Below are 19,103 nucleotides of genomic sequence, written 5' to 3' on the forward strand. Positions count from 1 at the left end.
GATGACAACCATGGTGATCGACGTACACGCGCACTTTCACACGCCCTATACCAACCGCGGTGACTGGCCGCGATACAATGCCTCCCGCCTCGATGCCGGCGATCGCATCGGTGTCGTGTGCCACGTGGCCTCCGTGCTCGGGTCGTGGGGCGCTACGTCGCCCACCTATTTTGCTTCGCCCGACGACCAGACGCGCGCCAACGACTGGATGCTCGATTTTGCGGACGAACAGTCACCGCGCGTGAAAGCGTGGGTTGCCGTGAATCCGAACTACACGGGGCATGCGCTCGCCGAGATCGAGCGCGGCATCGCGCGCGGCGCGATCGGCATCAAACTCGCGGCCGGCCGTCGCGCCGACGATGCGCTTCTCGACGACATCGCTGCCGCGGCCGCGCAATTCGGCGTGCCGGTGTTGCAACACATTTGGCAGCACCGCCGCCGCGATTGGCCGAATCAGGACGCCTCGGACGGCATCGAGCTGGCGCGACTCGCCGCGCGTCATCCCCGAGCGACATTCCTGTTGGCGCATATCGGCGGCGGCGGCGACTGGGCGCACACGAATCCTGCGGTTCGAGACGTCGAGAACATCGTGATGGATCTGTCAGGAAGCGGGATTGATCGTGGGATGATCGACGAGGCCATGCGCTGGGTCGGGGCGCGTCGCCTGCTATGGGCGGCCGACCTGACGTTGTGCACCGGGCTTACGAAGTTGCGCGCCTTGCCGTTTACCGGCGCATCGGAGGATGATCTGGCCGACATGTGCTGGCGAAACGCCGTGCGGATCTTTCCGGACGGCGCCTTCACCGCCGCGCTGTCCACGGCGCGCCCAACGGCGGGAGCGACCGCATGAGGACGGCCTCGGTGCCAGACGCCCGTCCGATCGATGTGACCAGTTGGATCGGCGGCTATCCGTTCCGCGATGTGCCGCACCCGGACCCGGACGTTCTGGTTCGTGTCCTCGACCGCGAAGGCTTCGCCGGCGCCTGGGTCGGGCATCTGCCCGGCGCCTTCTTCCGCGATCCCGTGCCGTCCAATCGGGCACTGTACGCGGCCTTGGCGCCGTTCGCCGGCGTCTTGCATCCGGCACCGATCGTCCGCCCCGACTGGCCTGGCTGGACGGAAATGTTGCGCGATGCCGTGAATGCGGGGGCGCCTGCGGTGCGGGCCTATCCGGCGCAGTGGGGCCTCGGATCCGGTCATCCGGCAATGGCGGAGCTGGCGTTTGCCTGCGGTGAAGCCGGCGTGGCGCTGCACGTGACGCTCCGCTTCGAGGATCTGCGTCAGCGTCATCCCATGGACTCCGCTGGAGACGTGCCGGCGGCGACCCTAAGAGCGATCGCGCGACTCGCGGGATCCCGATGTCATCTCGTCGTTGCCGGTGCCGGTCGCGACCTCATCGAAGAAACGCACTGGGGACTCACCCCCCTCGAGCAGCAGCGCGTGTTCTACGACTTCGGGTGGGTGTGGGGACCGCCGGAGGATCATTTTGCGCACCTCGTAGCCACCGTCGGCGCCGAGCGGCTGGCCTGGAGTAGCTGGTGGCCGTTGCGCCTGACGCAGCAGTCGCGGGCCCTCGTTGACCTGTTACCGCAACACGCTTCGTCCCCGCGTGCTGAACCGAATTTTGCGAACGGCCGCACGATTTTCGAGGCCGCGCAGCAGGTGGCTCAGTCCAGACTCGAGCCCGAACACGGCGCGGGAACCGCGTTGCGAACAAATCGTTGATGCTGCAAGCGGAAAGTTCCAGCAAACCGTCGCGTTATAGCATGCGAACACTTGCGTACAAATACGGTGACGGGCATACTTCCCGCTTGCAAAAATCGGGTTGACACAGACTTACACGCATGACTACGGCTACGGTTCGTCACCAGAATATTCGGGGCGTGCGCAGTGTCGGGGTCGTGCGTGACGTGTGTCTTCCGCATCCAACGCCTTCCCGGCCCAAAAGTCGATGACGGTCAAGAAGAAGTGGACGGTGATTCCTGCGTTTCTCGCGCTTGCGGCAGCGGCCACGTTGCTGTCGGCCTACAGCGGCGCATCGTCGTCGCAAGGCCTGCGCGTCGAACAACCCGTCAAGTTCGTTCACGCGCCGCACGTGGCGAAAGCTGGCATGAACTGCCTGTACTGTCACAGCGCGGCGAACAAGGCGCCCGATCCGGGTAACGCTTCGGTTTCCACGTGCATGGGCTGTCACGTGATTGTGAAGCCGCAGGCGCCGGAGATCAAGAAGGTCGCGGCTTTCTATGCGAAGGGGCAGGCGATCCCCTGGAACCGCGTCCACAAAGTGCCTGACTACGTGCAGTTCCCGCACATGCGTCACGTCAACGCGGGTGTGACCTGCCAAACCTGCCATGGCCAGATCCAAAAGCAGGGTGCTCAGGGACCCGACACCAACTACGTACCCGTGCAGCAGGTGAACTCGCTCAACATGGGCTGGTGCATCAACTGTCACGTGCAGGGCTACAAGCCCGCTGAAGGGGCTCGCCTGGCCGGAATGCCGGTCACGCCCGAGCTGCTCGCAGCGCCGCCGAAGAAAGCGCGATACGATTGCGCAACCTGCCACTACTGATCGTCATCTGACCCTCCACCACGGGGCCACGGCGCGTAGTGTGCGCGCCGCATGCCCTGTGCAGCCGCCCGGAGCGGAGTGACTGCATGAGCACTGAAGCGGGGACCGGCGTCAAGCGCCGAGAATTCCTCAAGATCTTAGGCGCCACGGGTGCGACGACCGCGGTAGTGGGCTGCTCCTCCGAAAAGGTGGGGAAGCTCATTCCGTACGTTGCATCACCCGACAACACCGTGCCGGGTGTGTCGCAGTATTACGCGACCACCTGCCGCGAGTGCGCCACGGCCTGCGGCGTGATGGCCGAAGTCCGCGACGGCCGTCCGATAAAGCTGGATGGCAATCCCGACCACCCCATGAGCCGCGGCGCGATCTGCTCCGCTGGCCTCTCGGCGGTGCAGGGGTTGTACAATCCCGATCGCTATCGGACGCCGATGGTTCGCGAGGGCAACGCGCTGAAGCCCACCACGTGGGACAAGGCGTACGAGCTGCTCGCCCAGAAAATCGGCGAGGTCAAGAGCCGCACGCAGGCGTCCAACGTCGTGTTCGTGAATCAGCATGAGTCGGGCACCTTCCCGGGTTTCCTCGATCAGTGGCTCTCGGCGCAGGGCATGCCGGCGCACCTGAGCGTCGACTCTGCCGCGCCACTGGCCACGATCGCGGCCAATCAGAAGGCGTACGGCGCCTCATGGCCCGCGCTCGATTTCAACGCCGCGAAGCTGGTCATCAGCTTCGGTGCGGATTTCCTCGACGGCTGGGGGCACAGTGTCCCGCAGCAGCTCGACTGGGCCGACGCCCGTGCCAAGCTCGAAGGTGCACCGCGTCTCGTCTACGTCGGTGCGCGCCGCTCCCTCACCGGCCTGAACGCCGATCAGTGGATCGCCGCGAAGCCGGGCAGCGAGATGGCGATTTGTGCCGCCCTGACGGGGTCTGGCACGATGGCAGCGGCTTCCGATGTCTCGGGTGTGCCGGTCGCGACGCTCGAAGCACTGGCCAAGGCCGTGGCGAATGCGGGTACCGGAGTCATGGCCATCTGCGGTCTCACGACCGCGAATGCCGTCGATTGTGGTGTCATGGCGGCTGAGATCAACAAGAAGGCCGGGGCGGTCGGTGTCACGATCAAGCCTGCCACTGGTCATGCCGGATACAATGGTCTCGCCTCGTACGCCGATCTGGCGGGCGCGGTGGCGAAGATGGCCACCGGGAGTGTGCCCCTCGCCTTCGTGCGCGGAGCCAACCCGGCGCACACCATGCCCAAGTCGGCCGGCTTCGCCGCCGCCTTCGCCAAGGTGCCGTTCAAGGTGTCCTTCACGTCGGTCCCCGACGAAACCGCGCAGCTGTGCGATCTCATTCTCCCCGATAATCACTGGCTCGAAAGCTGGGGCGACGCGGTCACCGCGCAGGGCCAGATCGGCCTGCAGCAGCCCACGCTGGAACCCGTCTTCGACACGAAGGCCACTGCCGACGTACTCATTGCGCTCGCTAAGAAGGATCAGGCGCTCGCTGCCAAGTACACGGCGGCCGATTACCGAGGCTGGTTCATCGGTCAGTTCCCGGGCGGAGGGTCGGCCTTCACCACCGCGCTCACCAAGGCCACCATCAGCGGCTCACCGCTGATCGCGACCGCGACGCGCACGTTGACCGCGACGGCCACCGCCGCGGATGCCGGTGCCGGTGACTACTTCGTGCACGTCTACCCGTCGCCCACGTTGGGTGACGGTCGCGGCGCCAACAAGCCGTGGCTGCAGGAACTCCCCGATCCCGTCACCAAGATCGCGTGGCAGTCCTGGGTGGAAGTCCACCCTACCACGTTCAAGAAGCTCGGCCTCGTCGAAGGGCAGCACCTCACCGTTGAGACGTCTGCGGGCAAGATCACCGCACCGGCGTATCGATACATGGGTGTGCGTCCCGACACCGTCGCCATCTCGCTCGGCCTCGGTCACACGGCCTACGGCCGCTTCGCCCAGAACATCGGTGTCAACGCCTACGATCTCGTCACGAGCGGTTGGGATGCCTCTGGCGCGCTGACGCTCTCGGGGACCAAGGGGAAGGTCACCGTACTGGCGGACACGTCGCAGATGGTCACCACGGAAGGCTCCGCCCGTCAGCACGGCCGTGGCATCGGTCAGGCCATGACGCTGGCAGCGCTGCTTGGGCAGGAAGCGGAAGAAGGCGAGCACGAAGAGCACGCGATCCCCGGATTGCCGTCACAGGATTTCAAAGCGGGCCTCAAGTCGCCGATCGCGGCCGACGCGCAGGGCGAGCTGGCCAATCCGAACGCGAAGGACCTCGGGATGTACGCCCCCGACCACGTGCAGAAGATGGAGAAGCGCCGCTGGGCGATGACCATCGATCTTGCGCGCTGCACCGGTTGCTCGGCATGCGTCACGGCCTGCTACAGCGAGAACAACATCCCGACGGTCGGCGCGCCCTATCAGGGTCGCGCCCTCAGCCCGACGGTGTGGGATGAGCGCCCGGGTGCGAACATCATCAAGGGCCGTGAAATGGCCTGGATTCGCCTGGAGCGCTACTACGAAGGCAACGAGAACACGGAGAACGAGTTCTCGCCCGACTTCGACACGCGTTTCGTGCCGATGATGTGTCAGCATTGCGGCAATGCGCCGTGCGAGCCGGTGTGCCCCGTGTACGCCACGTATCACTCGCCCGATGGACTCAACGTGCAGGTCTACAATCGTTGCGTCGGCACGCGCTACTGCAGCAACAACTGCCCGTACAAGGTCCGGTACTTCAATTGGTTCGGATACGGTGAGCCGGATCGCAAGCAGTACGCGTGGCCGGAACCGATGCACTGGGGCCTCAATCCCGATGTCACCGTGCGTGGCAAGGGCGTCATGGAAAAGTGCACGTTCTGTGTGCAGCGTATCCGTGAAGCCGAGCACCGCGCCAAGGCGGAAGGCCGTGAGGTCAAGCCCGATGAGTTCACGACCGCGTGCTCACAGGCATGCCCGTCTCGCGCCATCATCTTCGGTGACGCGGCCGACGAAAACTGGACCGTCGCGAAGCTCGCCTATGACCGTCGTGCCTACCACGTGTTCGAAGAGCTGAACACGTTCACCGCCGTGGTCTATCTCAAGAAGGTCAACTATCCGGCGCCGGCATCCCCGGCGCAGGCCTGAGGGCATCGCACATGGCATCCGTAGGATATCCGGTGCGTGAGGGCATTCGTGGGCCGAACATTCCGTCGGCCGACGTACAGCTCCCCGCCGTCAAGGATTACGAGCAAGTCGACCGCGATATCATCGCGACGCTCGGCTTTACGAAGAAGTGGTTCATGGGCCTCAGCGTCGCCGTTCTGGCGATGCTGATCGGCGCCTCCGCGTGGATCTATCAGATCTACTGGGGACTCGGTCAGGCCGGATACGAGCCGCCGGTGATGTGGGGTAACTTCATCATCACGTTCGTGTTCTGGGTTGGTATCGGTCACGCCGGTACGCTCATCTCGGCCATCCTGTTTCTCTTCCGGGCTGGCTTCCGAACATCGATCTACCGCGCCGCTGAGGCGATGACGGTGTTCGCGGTCATGACGGCCGGTCTGTTCCCGATTATTCACATCGGGCGCCCGTGGAAGTTCTTCTGGTTGCTGCCGTATCCGAACTGGCGTCTGCTGTTCCCGAACTTCAAGTCGCCGCTCGTGTGGGACGTCTTCGCCATCTCGACGTATCTCACGATCTCGACCACGTTCCTCTACATCGGCCTGATCCCCGACATCGCGGTGCTCCGCGACAAGGAAACCAACCCGACGCGCAAGCGGATCCTCGCGATCCTCTCGCTCGGCTGGCGGAACAGCGACCGGGAATGGCGTCACTTCGCGAAGGCGTATCTCTTCCTCGCCGCCTTCAGCACCCCGCTCGTGCTCTCCGTGCACTCAGTCGTTTCGTTCGACTTTGCCATGGCGCTCACACCGGGTTGGCACGCCTCGATCTTCCCGCCGTACTTCGTGGCTGGTGCCATCTTCTCCGGCTTCGCGATGGTGTGGACGATCGCGATCCCGATGAGAAAGTGGTTCAAGCTCGAGCACTACATCACGCTCAATCACCTCGACGCCACGGCTAAGGTCGTGCTCTTCACGTCGATGGTCGTCGGGTGTGCGTACATGATCGAGTTCTTCATTGCCTGGTACAGCGGCGTCCGCGCGGAGCAGGAGTTCTTCTGGAATCGCGTGTTCGGTCAGTGGTGGTGGGCGGCGTGGATCATGTTGCTCTGCAACATGTCCCTTCCCATGTCGCTCTGGTCGCAGAAGCTCCGCCGCAATCCCACGTGGCTGTTCGTGCTGTCGCTGTTCATCAACCTCGGCATGTGGTTCGAGCGCTTCGTCATCGTCGTGCCGTCACTCTCCCATGAGTTCGAGCCGTGGCAGTGGGGTAGCTATGCGCCCAGCTGGGTCGACATGGCGTTCCTCGTCGGTTCGTTCGGTTGGTTCTTCATGTGGTTCCTGCTGTTCGTCAAGCAGCTGCCCGTGATGGCCATTGCCGAGCTCAAGGAAATCGTCGCGCCGCGCGTGAAGCACGGCCAAGGCGGAGGGCATCACTGATGCAGGGTGTTGTCGGAGCATTTCATGAGATCGATACGACGGTTGCGGCCATCGAAGATCTCAAGAAGAAGCGATTGGGTGAGGTCACGGTCTACTCGCCGACCATTCGTCACGAACTCGAGCATGCGATCGACGCCCCGCAAAGCGTCGTTCGCCGGTTCACGCTGATTGGCGGCCTTCTCGGCGTCAGCTTCGGCTACTGGGTGGCCATCTGGTCGTCTACCTACTGGCCCCTCGTTGTCGGTGGCAAAGCGATCGCCTCGTGGATCCCGTATACCATCATCGGATTCGAAGTGATGGTGCTCGTCGGCGCGTTGTCCACCGTTGCGGGCATGTTCATCAATTCGCGCATCCCGCGCCTCAGCACCACGTCGGGGTATGACGCTCGCTTCTCGGGCGGATACTTCGGCATCTTCATCGCTTGCGACGCCAACAAGGCGGGCCAAGCGGAAGAACTACTGCGCCAACACGGTGCAGTGGAGGTGCGGCGTGAAGCCTGAGCCTACGTTCTTCATGACCTCTGTCGTCGCGCGTTCGGCACGCCTTGCGGTTGCCGTCGTACTCCCCTTCGCGTTCGGGGCGTGCACCTGGTTCACCGACTTCAAGAATCAGCCCCGTATCGAGCCGTGGGAGCCGGTGTCGCAAAACGACGCCGACTCGCTGATCCCGCCGCGCGGCAATCCGCAGTTCAGCGTGCCGGTGCAGGGAACGGTAGTCGCCGGTTACCAGATTTCGTACGCGCCGCTGCCGGGCGTCATCGACTCATTTTCGGCCGTTCCCAACCCGCATCCGGTTACGGAAGCGTCGTTGGAGAATGGACGGAAGAACTATCAGATCAACTGCTCCGTCTGTCACGGCTTGGCCGGCAACGCGAACGGCGGCTTGAAGAAGGTCAACCCGAACTACGGCTTCGCTCCAAGCCTGCTCACGGAGTCGGCGCTCGGGCGTACCGACGGCTACATCTATGGCATGCTTCGGAACGGCCGTGGCCTCATGGGCAGCTACAACCGAATCGAAGAGCCGGATCGTTGGGACGTGATCAATTACGTGCGGGCGCTCCAGGGAAAAACGACGATCAAGGCAGATACCACGTTGGTCGGTTATCCCGGTCAGAACGGAACCACCGTACCGGGACCGTCGCTCACTGCGCCGAGCGTCCCCTCGCGGTACCTGCATCCCACGCAGCAGCCGACGCCCGGATCCTCGGGCATGAATTCGGCCACCTTCAAGGGCAACAACGACAACGACACCATGCGCAAGCTGCATGGCGCTCCGCACTCGGAGAAGGCTCCTGCTGGTGAGACGTCCAAGGCCGGTACACCGGCCGCGAGCCAGGAGAAGCACTAGTGAGCCAGCATTACCACTACCCGGCGCGCGCAGAGCTCGCGAAGCGTCTGGCCGCCAAGCCGGTACCGGGCGGACTCAAGATGGCCGCGCTGGGCGCGGCCGTGGTCGGCATCGCAGTGTTTGTCTTCGGCCTGTTCAGCAATGCGGATCGCGCGTGGCAGGCACTGCATTTCAACTGGTTGTTTTTCGCCACGATCTCGTCAGCTGGGGCGGCGTTCGCCGCCGTGCAGCGTATCGTGACCGCGCGTTGGTCGCGTCCGGTCGTCCGCTTCGCGGAAGGCTATGTCGCGTTCCTGCCGGTGGCGTTCGTGATCCTGCTGCTCATTCTGTTCCCGGGACGCGAGCACATCTTCACGTGGGCGGGTCGCGAGACGATTTCGGTGGCCGAGAAGGCGCGCTATCTCCAGCCCGGCTGGTTCGTGTTGCGCGGCATCTTCTTCTTCGGCGCCATGATGGTGCTGCAGATGCTGTTCGTGTACCACTCCATCCGCATGGACGTCGCTGTCCTGCCGGAATACGGCGCCAAGTGGGCGGCTGGACTCCGCGCCAAGATGCGCGCTGGCTTCGGTGACGAGCGTCGCGAACTGCACACGCAGCATTCGCTGCAGGGCAAACTCGGCGTCGCGGTGTGCATCTCCTTCGTGGTCGGCTGGTGCTTCATGGCGTGGGACTACTCCATGAGCATCTCGCTCCACTTCCAGCAGACGATGTACGCCTGGATCGTGTTCATGGGCGCCTGGCTCAACATGATCATGTCGCTGTCACTGCTCGCCATGTGGTGGCGGAAGCACCTGCAGGCCGACGACCTGGTGACCATGGATCACTTCTGGGATCTTGGTAAGCTTGGCTTCGCCTTCACGGCATTCTTCGGGTACATCAGCTTCAGTCAGTACCTGGTGATCTGGTATGGCAACTTGCCCGAGGAAACGCACTTCTATCGGTTGCGTCTGTCGGGGGTCTGGAAGAATCTGACCCTGTTGGTACCCGTGCTGGTCTTTGTGCTGCCGTTCTTCGGGCTCATCTCGAAGGCCGCCAAGGTGTACCTGCCCACGTTCGTGCTCTTTGCGGTGTGTAGCCTCCTGGGCATCTATCTGCATCGCTACATCGAGATCTATCCGTCCATCTACGGTGAGGCCACGAGCCTGCCGTTCGGACTCCAGGAAATCGGCACCACCATTGGCTTCCTCGGTCTGTGGGTGTTTTGCTACTTCTCGTTTATGGACGCGTTCCCCGTCATGCGTGTGTTCATGATGACGACGCCTGCCAAGGATGAAGTGCAGGTCCCCGTCGACGCCCGCACCATGGAACCCCTCCCCGCGCACGAGTAGTCGTCGCGAGGCGGTTGGGATTCACGCATGAACGAAAGCGGGCGAACACTCTGGTGCTCGCCCGCTTTCGCTTTTCGCTCCGAAGAGATTGGCTCCGGGCGGTGAATCGATTATTCTTGTGGTGTTGGTAGGGCTTTGGGGCGTTAGCTCAGCTGGGAGAGCGCGCGCTTTGCAAGCGTGAGGTCATCGGTTCGATCCCGATACGCTCCACTCGAAGTCTTTATTGATGTACACGGCAAAGCGGGGGCAGCCATTCATGGCCGTCCCCGCTTTGCTGTGTAGGCGACGCCGGCAAGGACTAGTAGATCGCACCCGTGCTCGACGACAGCACCCCAGTGTTTGCGCTCAGCGTATACGACGTCGACGTTGCCGCCGTCCATGTGGACAGATTGAACGGCGATCCCACCGGCACGCGTGTCGTGGTCACCGGCGTGTAGGTCAGCGGCGTGCTCGCCGAGCAGACGCGCGTCGCGCCTGTCGTGACGCTGAGGAAGTAGGCGCCGTTGCCAACACCGAACACCGTGGCCAAACCGTTCGGGAGCACACCAACGGCGGACTTTTCGTCGACACCGATGCCGCGCGGCGCCGCTGAGCGCCCGTCCTGCTGCAATCGCGCCAGGAAGGTGACGAGCCGGCCCATACGATCGCGCACCACGAAGTGCGAGTCAGCGATGAGATTCTGCAGTACGGGCACGTTAAACAGCGCGTTCGTGATCGTCACCGAGGCGTCATACGGATTCGCTAGCACGGCGGTTGAGGTCGAGGACGCGTTGAACGCCGCGTACACGAAGGGACTCAGCACAGCGAGTCCTGCGCTCGTGCCGCCGATCGGATAGCCCGCCGCGACCCGTGCGTTGACCGCCGTCTGAAGCGCTGTTCCGGTCCACAGATTCACGTAGGTGGACTGATCGCCGCCAGCGATGAACAGCACTTCGGCCTTCGCGATCGCGTTCTTCACGTAATCGCTGTTTGCGCCAGCCACGGTCGAGATCACAACACTCGTGACCGAATTCGCGCCGAAGTTCACGAAGTAATTGTTGTAGCCATTCGAACCGCTCGTACGAAGCACCACGACGTCGCCGTATTTACCGGCGCTTCGCGCGCCGCCCTGCGCCAGTAACCACTGCATGGCAGCATCGCTGTCCGTGCCTCCTCCCGCGAGAAGCGCGCCGCCCAACGGCGTCGTCTGCACATCAGTCGTGTTGCCGGACACGTACGTGGTGTAGCCGGGATCGACCTTCACCTTGGCCGACATGGCTGACATCTCGTCGGTCGCGCCGGACGAAACCGGAGCAGTGGGAGCGAGCGAGCGGCTGCTGCACGCAGCAAGCGCCAGCGAAAGCAGCAGGGCAGAGCACGCGCGGTTTGTCATGATGAGCACGGCAAAGGATGGCATTCACGAGCTGGCGTCAGGCCAATATACGGAAATCCCCGCGCTACACGATGCCCGTGCGGCGCGGGGATTTCCGGTGCCAGACGGCCCGGACTTACGGGGCGATGGCGATGCCCCTCAGCGGCGCGGCGTTGGCTACTCCTCCCACCGGGAAGAGCGTGCCGGTGGCCAGATTGATCGAGTACAATGTGGAGCCGGTGAAGCCGCCACCAACCGTGAGCGAGACGTAGGCCGTGCCGTTGTTGCCGGCGATGTCGAAGCCGACGTCACCCGTGCTGTTCACGCCGAGTGGCCCGACGGTAGTCATAATACCGTCGTTCGGATTGGCCAGCGTCACCAGCACATCGCGCGCGAAATCGATCGCGTACAACACCGTGGTCGTCGCACCGCTCACGCTGTTGGTGTATGCCGTGCCGCCGATCGACGGCGTCTGCAGCATGCCGCCGTCACCGAGCGAGTACGTCAACGCGCCGTCCACCGCCGCAACGGTTCCATCTGTCGCACCATTCAATCGAGGCACGAGTCGCAGATTCTGATTCGTGTTGCCGTGCACGCGAATGCGATTCGGCACCGGATTGAAGTCGAAGCCGAAGTTCGTGCCAGCCAGCAACGGCGTGAAGGCCGTGGTGCCCACGAGCGTGGCGGCGCCGGTCAGGGTGTCGAGCGTGTACACGCGACTCGTCGACCCGAGGGCGTAGAGCCGTCCGTCGACCGGACCGAAGTCGATGCCCTGCAGCGATTCGCCAGCTTGCAGCCCTGCCACCGTCACCCGACGCAGCACGACATCGGGCCGGATCGCGCCGAAGGTGATTAGCGAGTTGTTGCCGTCCACGGCGTAGATGGTGCGGCCGTTCGCTGAGCCCGTCGGGCCCGTCGGACCAGTCGGCCCGGTCGGACCCGAGGGCCCGGTGGGGCCCGCGGGACCCTGCGCGCCATCAGCCCCGGCAGGTCCGGTCGGACCCACATCGCCTTCACAAGCGGACAGGGCAGCCACGGCGAACACGAGCAAGGGGCGAACGAAGGAAGAAGGCAGAGAGATACGCGGCATCGCGGGAGTTCCTCGCCGAAATCGGCTCGGGTGAACGGATCGATCGGTCCGTACGCGCGCGCTTGCGACGTCGGCGATCTGAGCTCTTCCCTTACGACGCACAACTGCCGGTGGATCTCCCGGACGGTCGCGCCACGACTGCTATGCCCCCAAAGCCTCCGGACGGCGCACCCGCCAGGCGCGCAGGTTGTTCAGCGTGGCGCGTGAGCGCGAGGCAAGCAGCGACGCGAGCTCGAATGCCGGAAGCGCTTCGCCGAAGTGTCGCCCTTGCTGCTCAAAGCACTGGAGACGCGCGAGTCGTTGTGACTGCTCAGCATTCTCGACGCCCTCGGCGACGACATCGAGTCCGAGGCCGCGCGCCAATCGCACCATCGAGGAAACAATCGCCTGATCACGCTGGTCCACCAGCAACTGTGAAACGAACCGGCGGTCGATCTTGATGCCGTCCACCGGCGCCTCGCGCAGGAAGGTGAGCGACGCGTGCCCGACACCGAAGTCGTCAACCACGAGGCGCAGTCCGAGGCCTTTGAGCGCCCGCAGTGTCTCCATGATCATCTCGCCGTCGACCATCGTGCTGTTCTCGGTGACTTCGAGCGTCAGTGCTTCAGCGGGACAGCCGGTCTCCTCGAGAATCGCCGCGACACGCTGCTCGAAGCCGTGCTCCCGCAACTGCACCGCGGACAGATTTACCGACACGCGGAGCGCGCCCACATCGTGGTCGCGCCGCCACGCCACAATCGCGGTACACGCATCACGCAACACCTGCTCGCCGATCGGCACGATTAGTCCGGTGTCCTCGGCCAGCGCCATGAACCCCGACGGTGACAGCAGGCCACGATCCGGGTCGCGCCAACGCAGCAACGCTTCGGCCGCGACGATGCGGTCGGCCACGACGTCGAGAATCGGTTGGTAGAACACCTCGAACTCGCCCTGCGCCAGCGCCGCGCGGAGGCGAGACTCCCGGCGGTGCGACACAGAGTCTGCGATCTCCAACGCGTCTTCGTCGTCGCTGCCAACCGCCGCCACGCCGGCCATCGGCGTCAACATGCGGCCGCGGCGACGCTCGTACTTCTCGCGGTACATGTCGGAGTCGGCCGCGTCCAGAAGGTCCTGTGCCGTGGCACCGTCGAGCGGCGACATGGCGCTGCCGATGCTGGCCTCGATGATCATCGCTGCGTCACCGGTGACCTCCACGGCGGCCTGCAACGACTCGAGGATCGTATCTTTCACATGCGACACGTCGCGGCGGCTGGTGACGTCCGGCAAGAGAATCACGAACTCGTCGCCGCCCAGTCGAGCCACCGCGTCGGATCGGCGGACCGAAGCCAGCAGCCGCGCCGATACCACTTTCAACAGCGCATCCCCTTTGGCATGCCCCATCGTGTCGTTGATGGCCTTGAATCCATCGAGATCGACGAACAACAATCCCGTCTTGCGATTGTAGCGAGACCCGAAGGCGAGCGCACGGTCGAGCTGATCAAGAAACAGTTCACGGTTGGCCAAACCGGTGAGCGGATCGTGCGTCGCCCGATGGGCGGCCTCCACGCGGGCGGCCTCGAGCGTGGCCAATCGACGCTGCCGTTCAATGGCGAAGCCGAGCATGCGCGCGAGTGCGTCAGCGGGCACGTCAGCCTTTCCAAGACACTCGTGCGCGCCGGCGCGAAGCGCACGGATCGCGGTGGCGTCATCGAGATCTCGCGTGTAGACCACGATCGGCACGGTCGGCGCCGCACCTCGGACGCCGGCCAACGTCGCGACACCACTGGAGTCCGGCATACCGAGCTCGACCACGACGGCATCGAACGCCGTCTCCATTAACTGGCGGATCGACTGCGCCAGTGACTGCACGCGGGTGACGTGCACCCGATCGCCGAGACGCTGCCGAAGCGCCGTTTCGGAACGACTCGCTTCGGGCTCGTCGCCATCGATCAGCAGGACGCGCAACACACCATCCGAGATTGTCCGAGTTTGATGATTCATGACTGATCCATCACGGCGTTCGGGGCGAAGAACTCGATAGGTGGACGCACCTTCATCCTCTACGTTACTGGCGTTCTCGACATTCGCCAGTAGCTGCATGTTTTGTGACATCCCTGATTCCATTCCCGTGACGTTCAGGGCAGTGGCCTACGCCTCGGCGCTCTGAGGCGTGTATATAAGCGAAATGCGTGCCTTTATCGCGGTTTTTCAGCGAATGCTTTCAAGTAACTATATAAAACGTTGTTATATAGAGATTTAAGGCACCCTATGTAAACGTGTTTACTAAGTGAAGTGGCGAGACAGGTTCCCGCGACTCCAGCACCCGCACACTAGAGCAACCTGCGGGCCATTCGCTGGCCTAGCTATAGGTCATTCGTCGGATATTGCTCTGTTCGCCTCTAACATCTCGGTTGCAGAAGCAGGGGCGGACCGATGACTCGGCCCGCCCCCGCTTTACGTTTAGTGAGTTCAGTTGGATCTCACGGTTCAGCTAGGCCGTCGCGGACGGGACCTCCGTCGCCTGCTCGGGGGCGGCCGCGACAGTGATCGGCACGCGCGTCGGCTGCGCTGGGGCCAACTTTGCCACGCGAATCGTCAGCACACCCATGGTATACGTCGCCGTCACGGCGTGAAGATCGGCGCGCTTCGGCATGCGGAAGTGACGGATAAACTCGCCATGGGCGCGTTCAGAGAAGGCCACCTGTTGCCCGGGCTGCAGCTCCGGCTCACGCTTGGTTCCACGCACCGTGAGCAGCCCGTCCTCCGACAATACCTCGACATTCGACGGCGATACGCCGGGTAGCTCGAGGGACAGGGTGTATCCGGCAGCGTCCTCTCTGGCGTCCGTGACCGGCTGCCAGCTCGTGGCCGACTGCGGTCGGGCGTTCACCGCCTCATCGAACAGCCGATCCATCTCGCGGCGAAATCCGTTGGCGGGAAACGCGGTGCGGAGGGGGACGGAATACATGGGCATCGTCAGCATCTCCATCAGCGGGTTGAGAAACGTCGCGGCGTCGGCCGCGGAGTACGGACACCGTGCGCGGTGCCTCCGGATTGTGGCGGGTGCAGCCGGCGTGCCGTGCACATTCGGTCAGCTCGGCAAGCGCGCGTTATGGTCTTCTGCTGAATTGACGCGTTGCCTGTAATTACGGCAGAGAATACCGCAGGCCACACAAAGCGTTCGATCGGTCAGCTTGTCCGATGCCTCGGCAGCTCCTACCTTGCAACCGTGACTCCGCTACCCGCACAGCACCGATGAACGCCTCGGCGTTGCCAACCCTTCCAGAGGTGCTTGGCCTGCTGGCGCGCGCGCCAAGCGTGACCGATGGCGTAACGTTGGTGTTCGACCGCATCGGCCCGGCTATCGACGCGGCGCGACTAGCACTCGAATTCGCCAATGGGTCGAAATCTCCGATCGTCTGGCGAGATCCCGCGAGCGTCGGTGCGCCGTTGCCGACCACGCCGGGGCAGTTTCCGGTGGCGACGGCGGCAGGTGTTTTGGCGACCTTGGTGGTACACCGAGAGCAGCCGTTCAGCCCGTCTGACCATCCGCCGTTGGTCGCCGTGGCCGACCTCTTCGCCATTGCGCTGGCCCGTGACGCCCAACTGGACGATCTCCAACGAGAGTTGACGGCGCGGGTGCAGGAAGTGGCGCACCAGCGCGCGTTCATGGAATGCGTCGTGGACTCACTCCCCGACGGGCTGCATGTGGTCGACCGCGACTACCGCATTCACGCCTGGAACCACAAGCGCGAAACCGGACTGCAGGGCGTGTCCCGCACCGCGGCGATCGGCCGCACCATTTTCGAGGTGCTCCATCGACAGCCGGCCGCGCTGCTGAAGCGAGAGTTCGACGAGGTCTTCGCCTCCGGGCGTCTCCAGCAGTTTCAGATGGAGAGCAGCGCCTTCGGGGAGCCCCGCACCTTTCGCATCTCCAAGATTCCGATGCGGATGGGTGGCGGTCCCGTCACGCATGTCATCACCATCGGCGAAGACATTACCGACTGGAAGGCCGCGCTTGACCGTACGGCACAGTCGGAGAAGCTCGCGGCGTTGGGCCAGTTGGCGGCCGGCGTGATGCACGAGATCAACAATCCGCTCGCCACGATTGCCGCCTGCGCCGAGTCGCTGGCGATGCCGCAGGAGCTTGGTTCGCCAGCCACGTCGCCCACCGAGCTGCTGCGTATCATCGATCTCGAGGTGCAGCGCTGCAAGAAGATCGTGAACGGCCTGCTCGATTTTGCGCGCCCGAAGCCGGCGCACCGCGAGCTCTTCGATCTCGATGAGGTCGTGCAGCAGTCCTTGTTTCTCTTGCAGCATCATCCACGCTTCAAGCGGGTAAAGCTGGTGATGGAACTCGCGGGAAGCGGTCAGGCTCTGGTACACGGTGACGCCGATCAGCTGGTGCAGGTGCTGATTGCCCTCGCCATGAATGCGTTGGACGCGACGCCCGAGGGCGGACGCGTCGTCATTCGCACCTCGACGGCGCGCGCCGACGATGGCCGGTCGCTCGCTCAGCTGGAGGTCGAGGACGAAGGTCCCGGCATCCCGCGCACGCTGCAGGCGAAGGTCTTCGAACCCTTCTTCACCACCAAACCGCCGGGGCAGGGCACCGGGCTGGGACTGGCGATTTGCTATGGCATCGTGAACGACCACGGCGGGCAGTTGGAGCTGGTCTCTCCTGAAGGCGCGGGGGCGGTCTTCCGCGTCTCGCTGCCGACTGGCACCGCGTCGTGAGCGCGGCGCCGTTCCGACCCATCGATCCAGCGTCGCCGATTCGCGTGCTCATCGCGGAGGACGAGCCGAATCTCGGGATGATCCTCGAGCAGTTCATGGCGGCGCGCGGCTTCGCGGTGACGATCGTGCGCGACGGACGTGCGGCGCTCGAGACGCTGCGCGCCGAAAGCTTTGACGTGGCGCTGCTGGACGTCGTGATGCCCGAGGTCGACGGATTGGAAGTGCTGCGGCAGATCCGCGAGGAGCCGATGCCCCCGGAGGTCATCGTCATCACCGGCAACGGCACGATCGAGACGGCGATCGCCGCGTTGAAGCTGGGCGCGTACGACTTCCTGTCGAAGCCGTATCGCATGGCCGAGATCGAGGTGCTCGTGAAGCGCGCCTGGGAGAAGCGCATGCTCGCGCGCGACAACTTCCATCTGCAGTCGCGCCTCCGTCGAACCACGGCCGATCCGCAGTTCCTCACGCAGTACGCCCCATTGCGCGCGGTTCTGTCGCTCATCGATCGCGTAGCGCCGAGCGCGTCGACGGTGCTGATCTCCGGCGAGTCGGGTACCGGCAAGGATCTTGTGGCGCGCCTGCTGCACGCCCGGAGCGATCGCCCTGACGGACCGTTCGTGGATCTCAACTGTGCCGCCCTCGCGGAAGCGCTGCTCGAGACGGAACTGTTCGGCGTGGAGCGGGGGGCCTTTCCCGGGGCCGATCAACGGAAGATCGGGCTGGTCGAACTCGCCGCTGGGGGCACGCTGTATCTCGACAACGTGGGGGAGCTGGATCTCAAGCTGCAGGCGAAGCTCCTGCGCGCGTTGGAGACGGGCAGCTTTTATCGCGTCGGCGGCACGCAGAAGGTGCAGGTGAACGTGCGCGTGATCGCCTCGAGCACGCGCGACCTTTCGCGCATGGTGCAAGCCGGCACGTTCCGCGACGACTTCTTGCACCGAATCAACACCATCCGAATTGCGCTACCGCCGCTTCGCGATCGGGTGGTCGACATCCCGCTGCTGGCCGCGCATTTCCTGGCGTATTTCGGCGAACAGTTCGGCCAGCGCACGCTACGGTTCAGCACCGATGCGACGTCGGTGCTCGAGCGGTATCGGTGGCCTGGGAACGTGCGCGAACTGCGCAACGTCATGGAGCGCGCGGCGCTCCTGGCTACCGACGGCTTTGTGAGTGCGCTCGATCTGCCGCTGGGCGTGGAGGTCGGCGGCGCGGCGCGACCGACGCCAGTCGTTGCCATGGAGCCGGTGCGCGAATCACGGCGCGACGAGGCACGTGACGCTGGAGCCCCGGTCGTGGAGCCGGTCTCGCCGGACGGGCTGACACTCGAGCAACTCGAACGACGGCACATCGCCGGCGTCCTCGACCAGACGCACTGGCATCAGGGACGGGCGGCCGACATGCTGGGGATCTCGCCAAAAACGCTGTATCGCAAGATTCGCGAGTATGGCTTCAAACGCCCCGCGGGCGGAGCACGCACATGAAGATTCTCGTGATCGAGGACGATCCCACCGTCGGTGAGTTCGTGCGACGTGGACTCGAAGAGCAGCGGTGGCAGGCGGACCTGGTGAACAACGGGCTCGAAGGCGAGCGCATGGCCGTATCACAGCCGTACGATCTCGTCATTCTCGACATGCGGTTGCCCGGTCGCAACGGGCTCGATGTCCTCCGCACGCTTCGTTCGCGCGGCTTCGAGCGGCCGGTGCTCGTGCTCACCGCGCAGGATGCGGTCGACGCCAAGGTCGAGACGCTGCGGGCCGGTGCCGACGACTATGTCACCAAGCCGTTCGCTTTCGAGGAACTGCTCGCCCGCGTCGAGGCCCTGCTGCGCCGGCCGCGCGCCATGGCCTCGCCGCTCCTGCGCGTGGGCGACCTCGAGCTCGATCAAGGCACGCGCGATGTGCGCCGTGGCGATGAAGCCATCGAGCTCACGCCCAAGGAGTTCGCGGTGCTCGAATACCTGATGCGCCATGCGGGCCGCGTCATGAGCCGTACGCTCATCACCGAGTATGCGTGGGGGTATCACTTCGACCCCGGCACGAACATCGTCGACGTGGTCATCAATCATTTGCGCAAGAAGATCGACGCCAAGTTCGAGAAGAAGCTGATCACCACGGTGCGTGGCGTCGGCTATATGATTCGCGGGTAGCGGAGCGCGC

General features: G+C 64.2%; 15 protein-coding genes and 1 tRNA gene. 12 read left to right on the forward strand and 4 right to left on the reverse strand.

Translation table 11 applies throughout. The features are described 5' to 3' along the window. Position 1: 1 nt before the first annotated feature. The 9 genes from RMP10_RS09330 to RMP10_RS09370 all read left to right on the forward strand — a co-directional run bounded on the left by RMP10_RS09330 (position 2) and on the right by RMP10_RS09370 (position 10,000). Positions 2–850, forward strand: coding sequence for an amidohydrolase family protein (locus RMP10_RS09330; protein ID WP_310570062.1), 849 nt, complete (start codon positions 2–4; stop codon positions 848–850). Continuing rightward, on the forward strand, positions 847–1,725 hold the full coding sequence (locus tag RMP10_RS09335; RefSeq protein ID WP_310570063.1) for a hypothetical protein: 879 nt from the start codon (positions 847–849) through the stop codon (positions 1,723–1,725). The genes RMP10_RS09330 and RMP10_RS09335 overlap by 4 nt, the downstream gene beginning before the upstream one ends. A 226-nt stretch (positions 1,726–1,951) precedes the next feature. Next, on the forward strand, positions 1,952–2,569 hold the full coding sequence (locus RMP10_RS09340) for a cytochrome c3 family protein (protein ID WP_310570064.1): 618 nt from the start codon (positions 1,952–1,954) through the stop codon (positions 2,567–2,569). 86 nt (positions 2,570–2,655) lie between these two features. Beyond that, the gene (locus RMP10_RS09345; protein ID WP_310570065.1) at positions 2,656–5,700 is read left to right on the forward strand and encodes a molybdopterin-dependent oxidoreductase; all 3,045 of its coding nucleotides are present in this window, start codon (positions 2,656–2,658) and stop codon (positions 5,698–5,700) included. Between the two features lie 11 nt (positions 5,701–5,711). Then, positions 5,712–7,115, forward strand: coding sequence for an NrfD/PsrC family molybdoenzyme membrane anchor subunit (nrfD, locus tag RMP10_RS09350; RefSeq protein WP_309670351.1), 1,404 nt, complete (start codon positions 5,712–5,714; stop codon positions 7,113–7,115). Beyond that, positions 7,115–7,615: a DUF3341 domain-containing protein gene (locus RMP10_RS09355; RefSeq protein ID WP_309670352.1), complete on the forward strand. Its 501-nt coding sequence runs from the start codon at positions 7,115–7,117 to the stop codon at positions 7,613–7,615. The genes nrfD and RMP10_RS09355 overlap by 1 nt, the downstream gene beginning before the upstream one ends. Positions 7,616–7,628: 13 nt before the next feature. After that, positions 7,629–8,462, forward strand: a complete 834-nt coding sequence (locus RMP10_RS09360) for a cytochrome c (protein ID WP_310570066.1) — start codon at positions 7,629–7,631, stop codon at positions 8,460–8,462. Beyond that, positions 8,462–9,790, forward strand: coding sequence for a hypothetical protein (locus RMP10_RS09365; protein WP_310570067.1), 1,329 nt, complete (start codon positions 8,462–8,464; stop codon positions 9,788–9,790). The genes RMP10_RS09360 and RMP10_RS09365 overlap by 1 nt, the downstream gene beginning before the upstream one ends. A gap of 137 nt (positions 9,791–9,927) precedes the next feature. Next, positions 9,928–10,000 (forward strand) — tRNA-Ala (locus tag RMP10_RS09370). Positions 10,001–10,088: 88 nt separating this feature from the next. Here RMP10_RS09370 and RMP10_RS09375 read toward each other — a convergent pair. The 4 genes from RMP10_RS09375 to RMP10_RS09390 form a co-directional block, all read right to left on the reverse strand. Further along, the gene (locus tag RMP10_RS09375; protein ID WP_310570068.1) at positions 10,089–11,162 is read right to left on the reverse strand and encodes a cyanophycinase; all 1,074 of its coding nucleotides are present in this window, start codon (positions 11,160–11,162) and stop codon (positions 10,089–10,091) included. Between the two features lie 115 nt (positions 11,163–11,277). Continuing rightward, on the reverse strand, positions 11,278–12,231 hold the full coding sequence (locus tag RMP10_RS09380; RefSeq protein WP_310570069.1) for a DUF4394 domain-containing protein: 954 nt from the start codon (positions 12,229–12,231) through the stop codon (positions 11,278–11,280). A gap of 141 nt (positions 12,232–12,372) precedes the next feature. Then, a complete protein-coding gene (locus RMP10_RS09385; protein WP_310570070.1) occupies positions 12,373–14,211 on the reverse strand; it encodes an EAL domain-containing protein in 1,839 nt (612 codons plus the stop codon). Positions 14,212–14,701: 490 nt separating this feature from the next. After that, on the reverse strand, positions 14,702–15,184 hold the full coding sequence (locus RMP10_RS09390; protein ID WP_310570071.1) for an Hsp20/alpha crystallin family protein: 483 nt from the start codon (positions 15,182–15,184) through the stop codon (positions 14,702–14,704). 296 nt (positions 15,185–15,480) lie between these two features. On the opposite strand from RMP10_RS09390, the gene RMP10_RS09395 reads away from it, so the two are divergent. From RMP10_RS09395 to RMP10_RS09405, 3 genes are read left to right on the forward strand one after another with little or no spacing between them, the layout of a single operon-like run. Further along, complete coding sequence (locus tag RMP10_RS09395) at positions 15,481–16,947, forward strand: ATP-binding protein (protein ID WP_310570072.1); 1,467 nt, start codon at positions 15,481–15,483, stop codon at positions 16,945–16,947. After that, positions 16,944–18,428 carry a sigma-54 dependent transcriptional regulator gene (locus tag RMP10_RS09400; RefSeq protein ID WP_310570073.1) on the forward strand — a complete coding sequence of 495 codons (1,485 nt, stop codon included), beginning with the start codon at positions 16,944–16,946 and terminating at the stop codon, positions 18,426–18,428. The genes RMP10_RS09395 and RMP10_RS09400 overlap by 4 nt, the downstream gene beginning before the upstream one ends. Continuing rightward, complete coding sequence (locus tag RMP10_RS09405; RefSeq protein WP_309670361.1) at positions 18,425–19,093, forward strand: response regulator transcription factor; 669 nt, start codon at positions 18,425–18,427, stop codon at positions 19,091–19,093. The genes RMP10_RS09400 and RMP10_RS09405 overlap by 4 nt, the downstream gene beginning before the upstream one ends. Positions 19,094–19,103: the final 10 nt, after the last annotated feature.

This window comes from Gemmatimonas sp. (assembly GCF_031426495.1).
In the GTDB taxonomy this organism is placed as follows: Bacteria; Gemmatimonadota; Gemmatimonadetes; order Gemmatimonadales; family Gemmatimonadaceae; genus Gemmatimonas.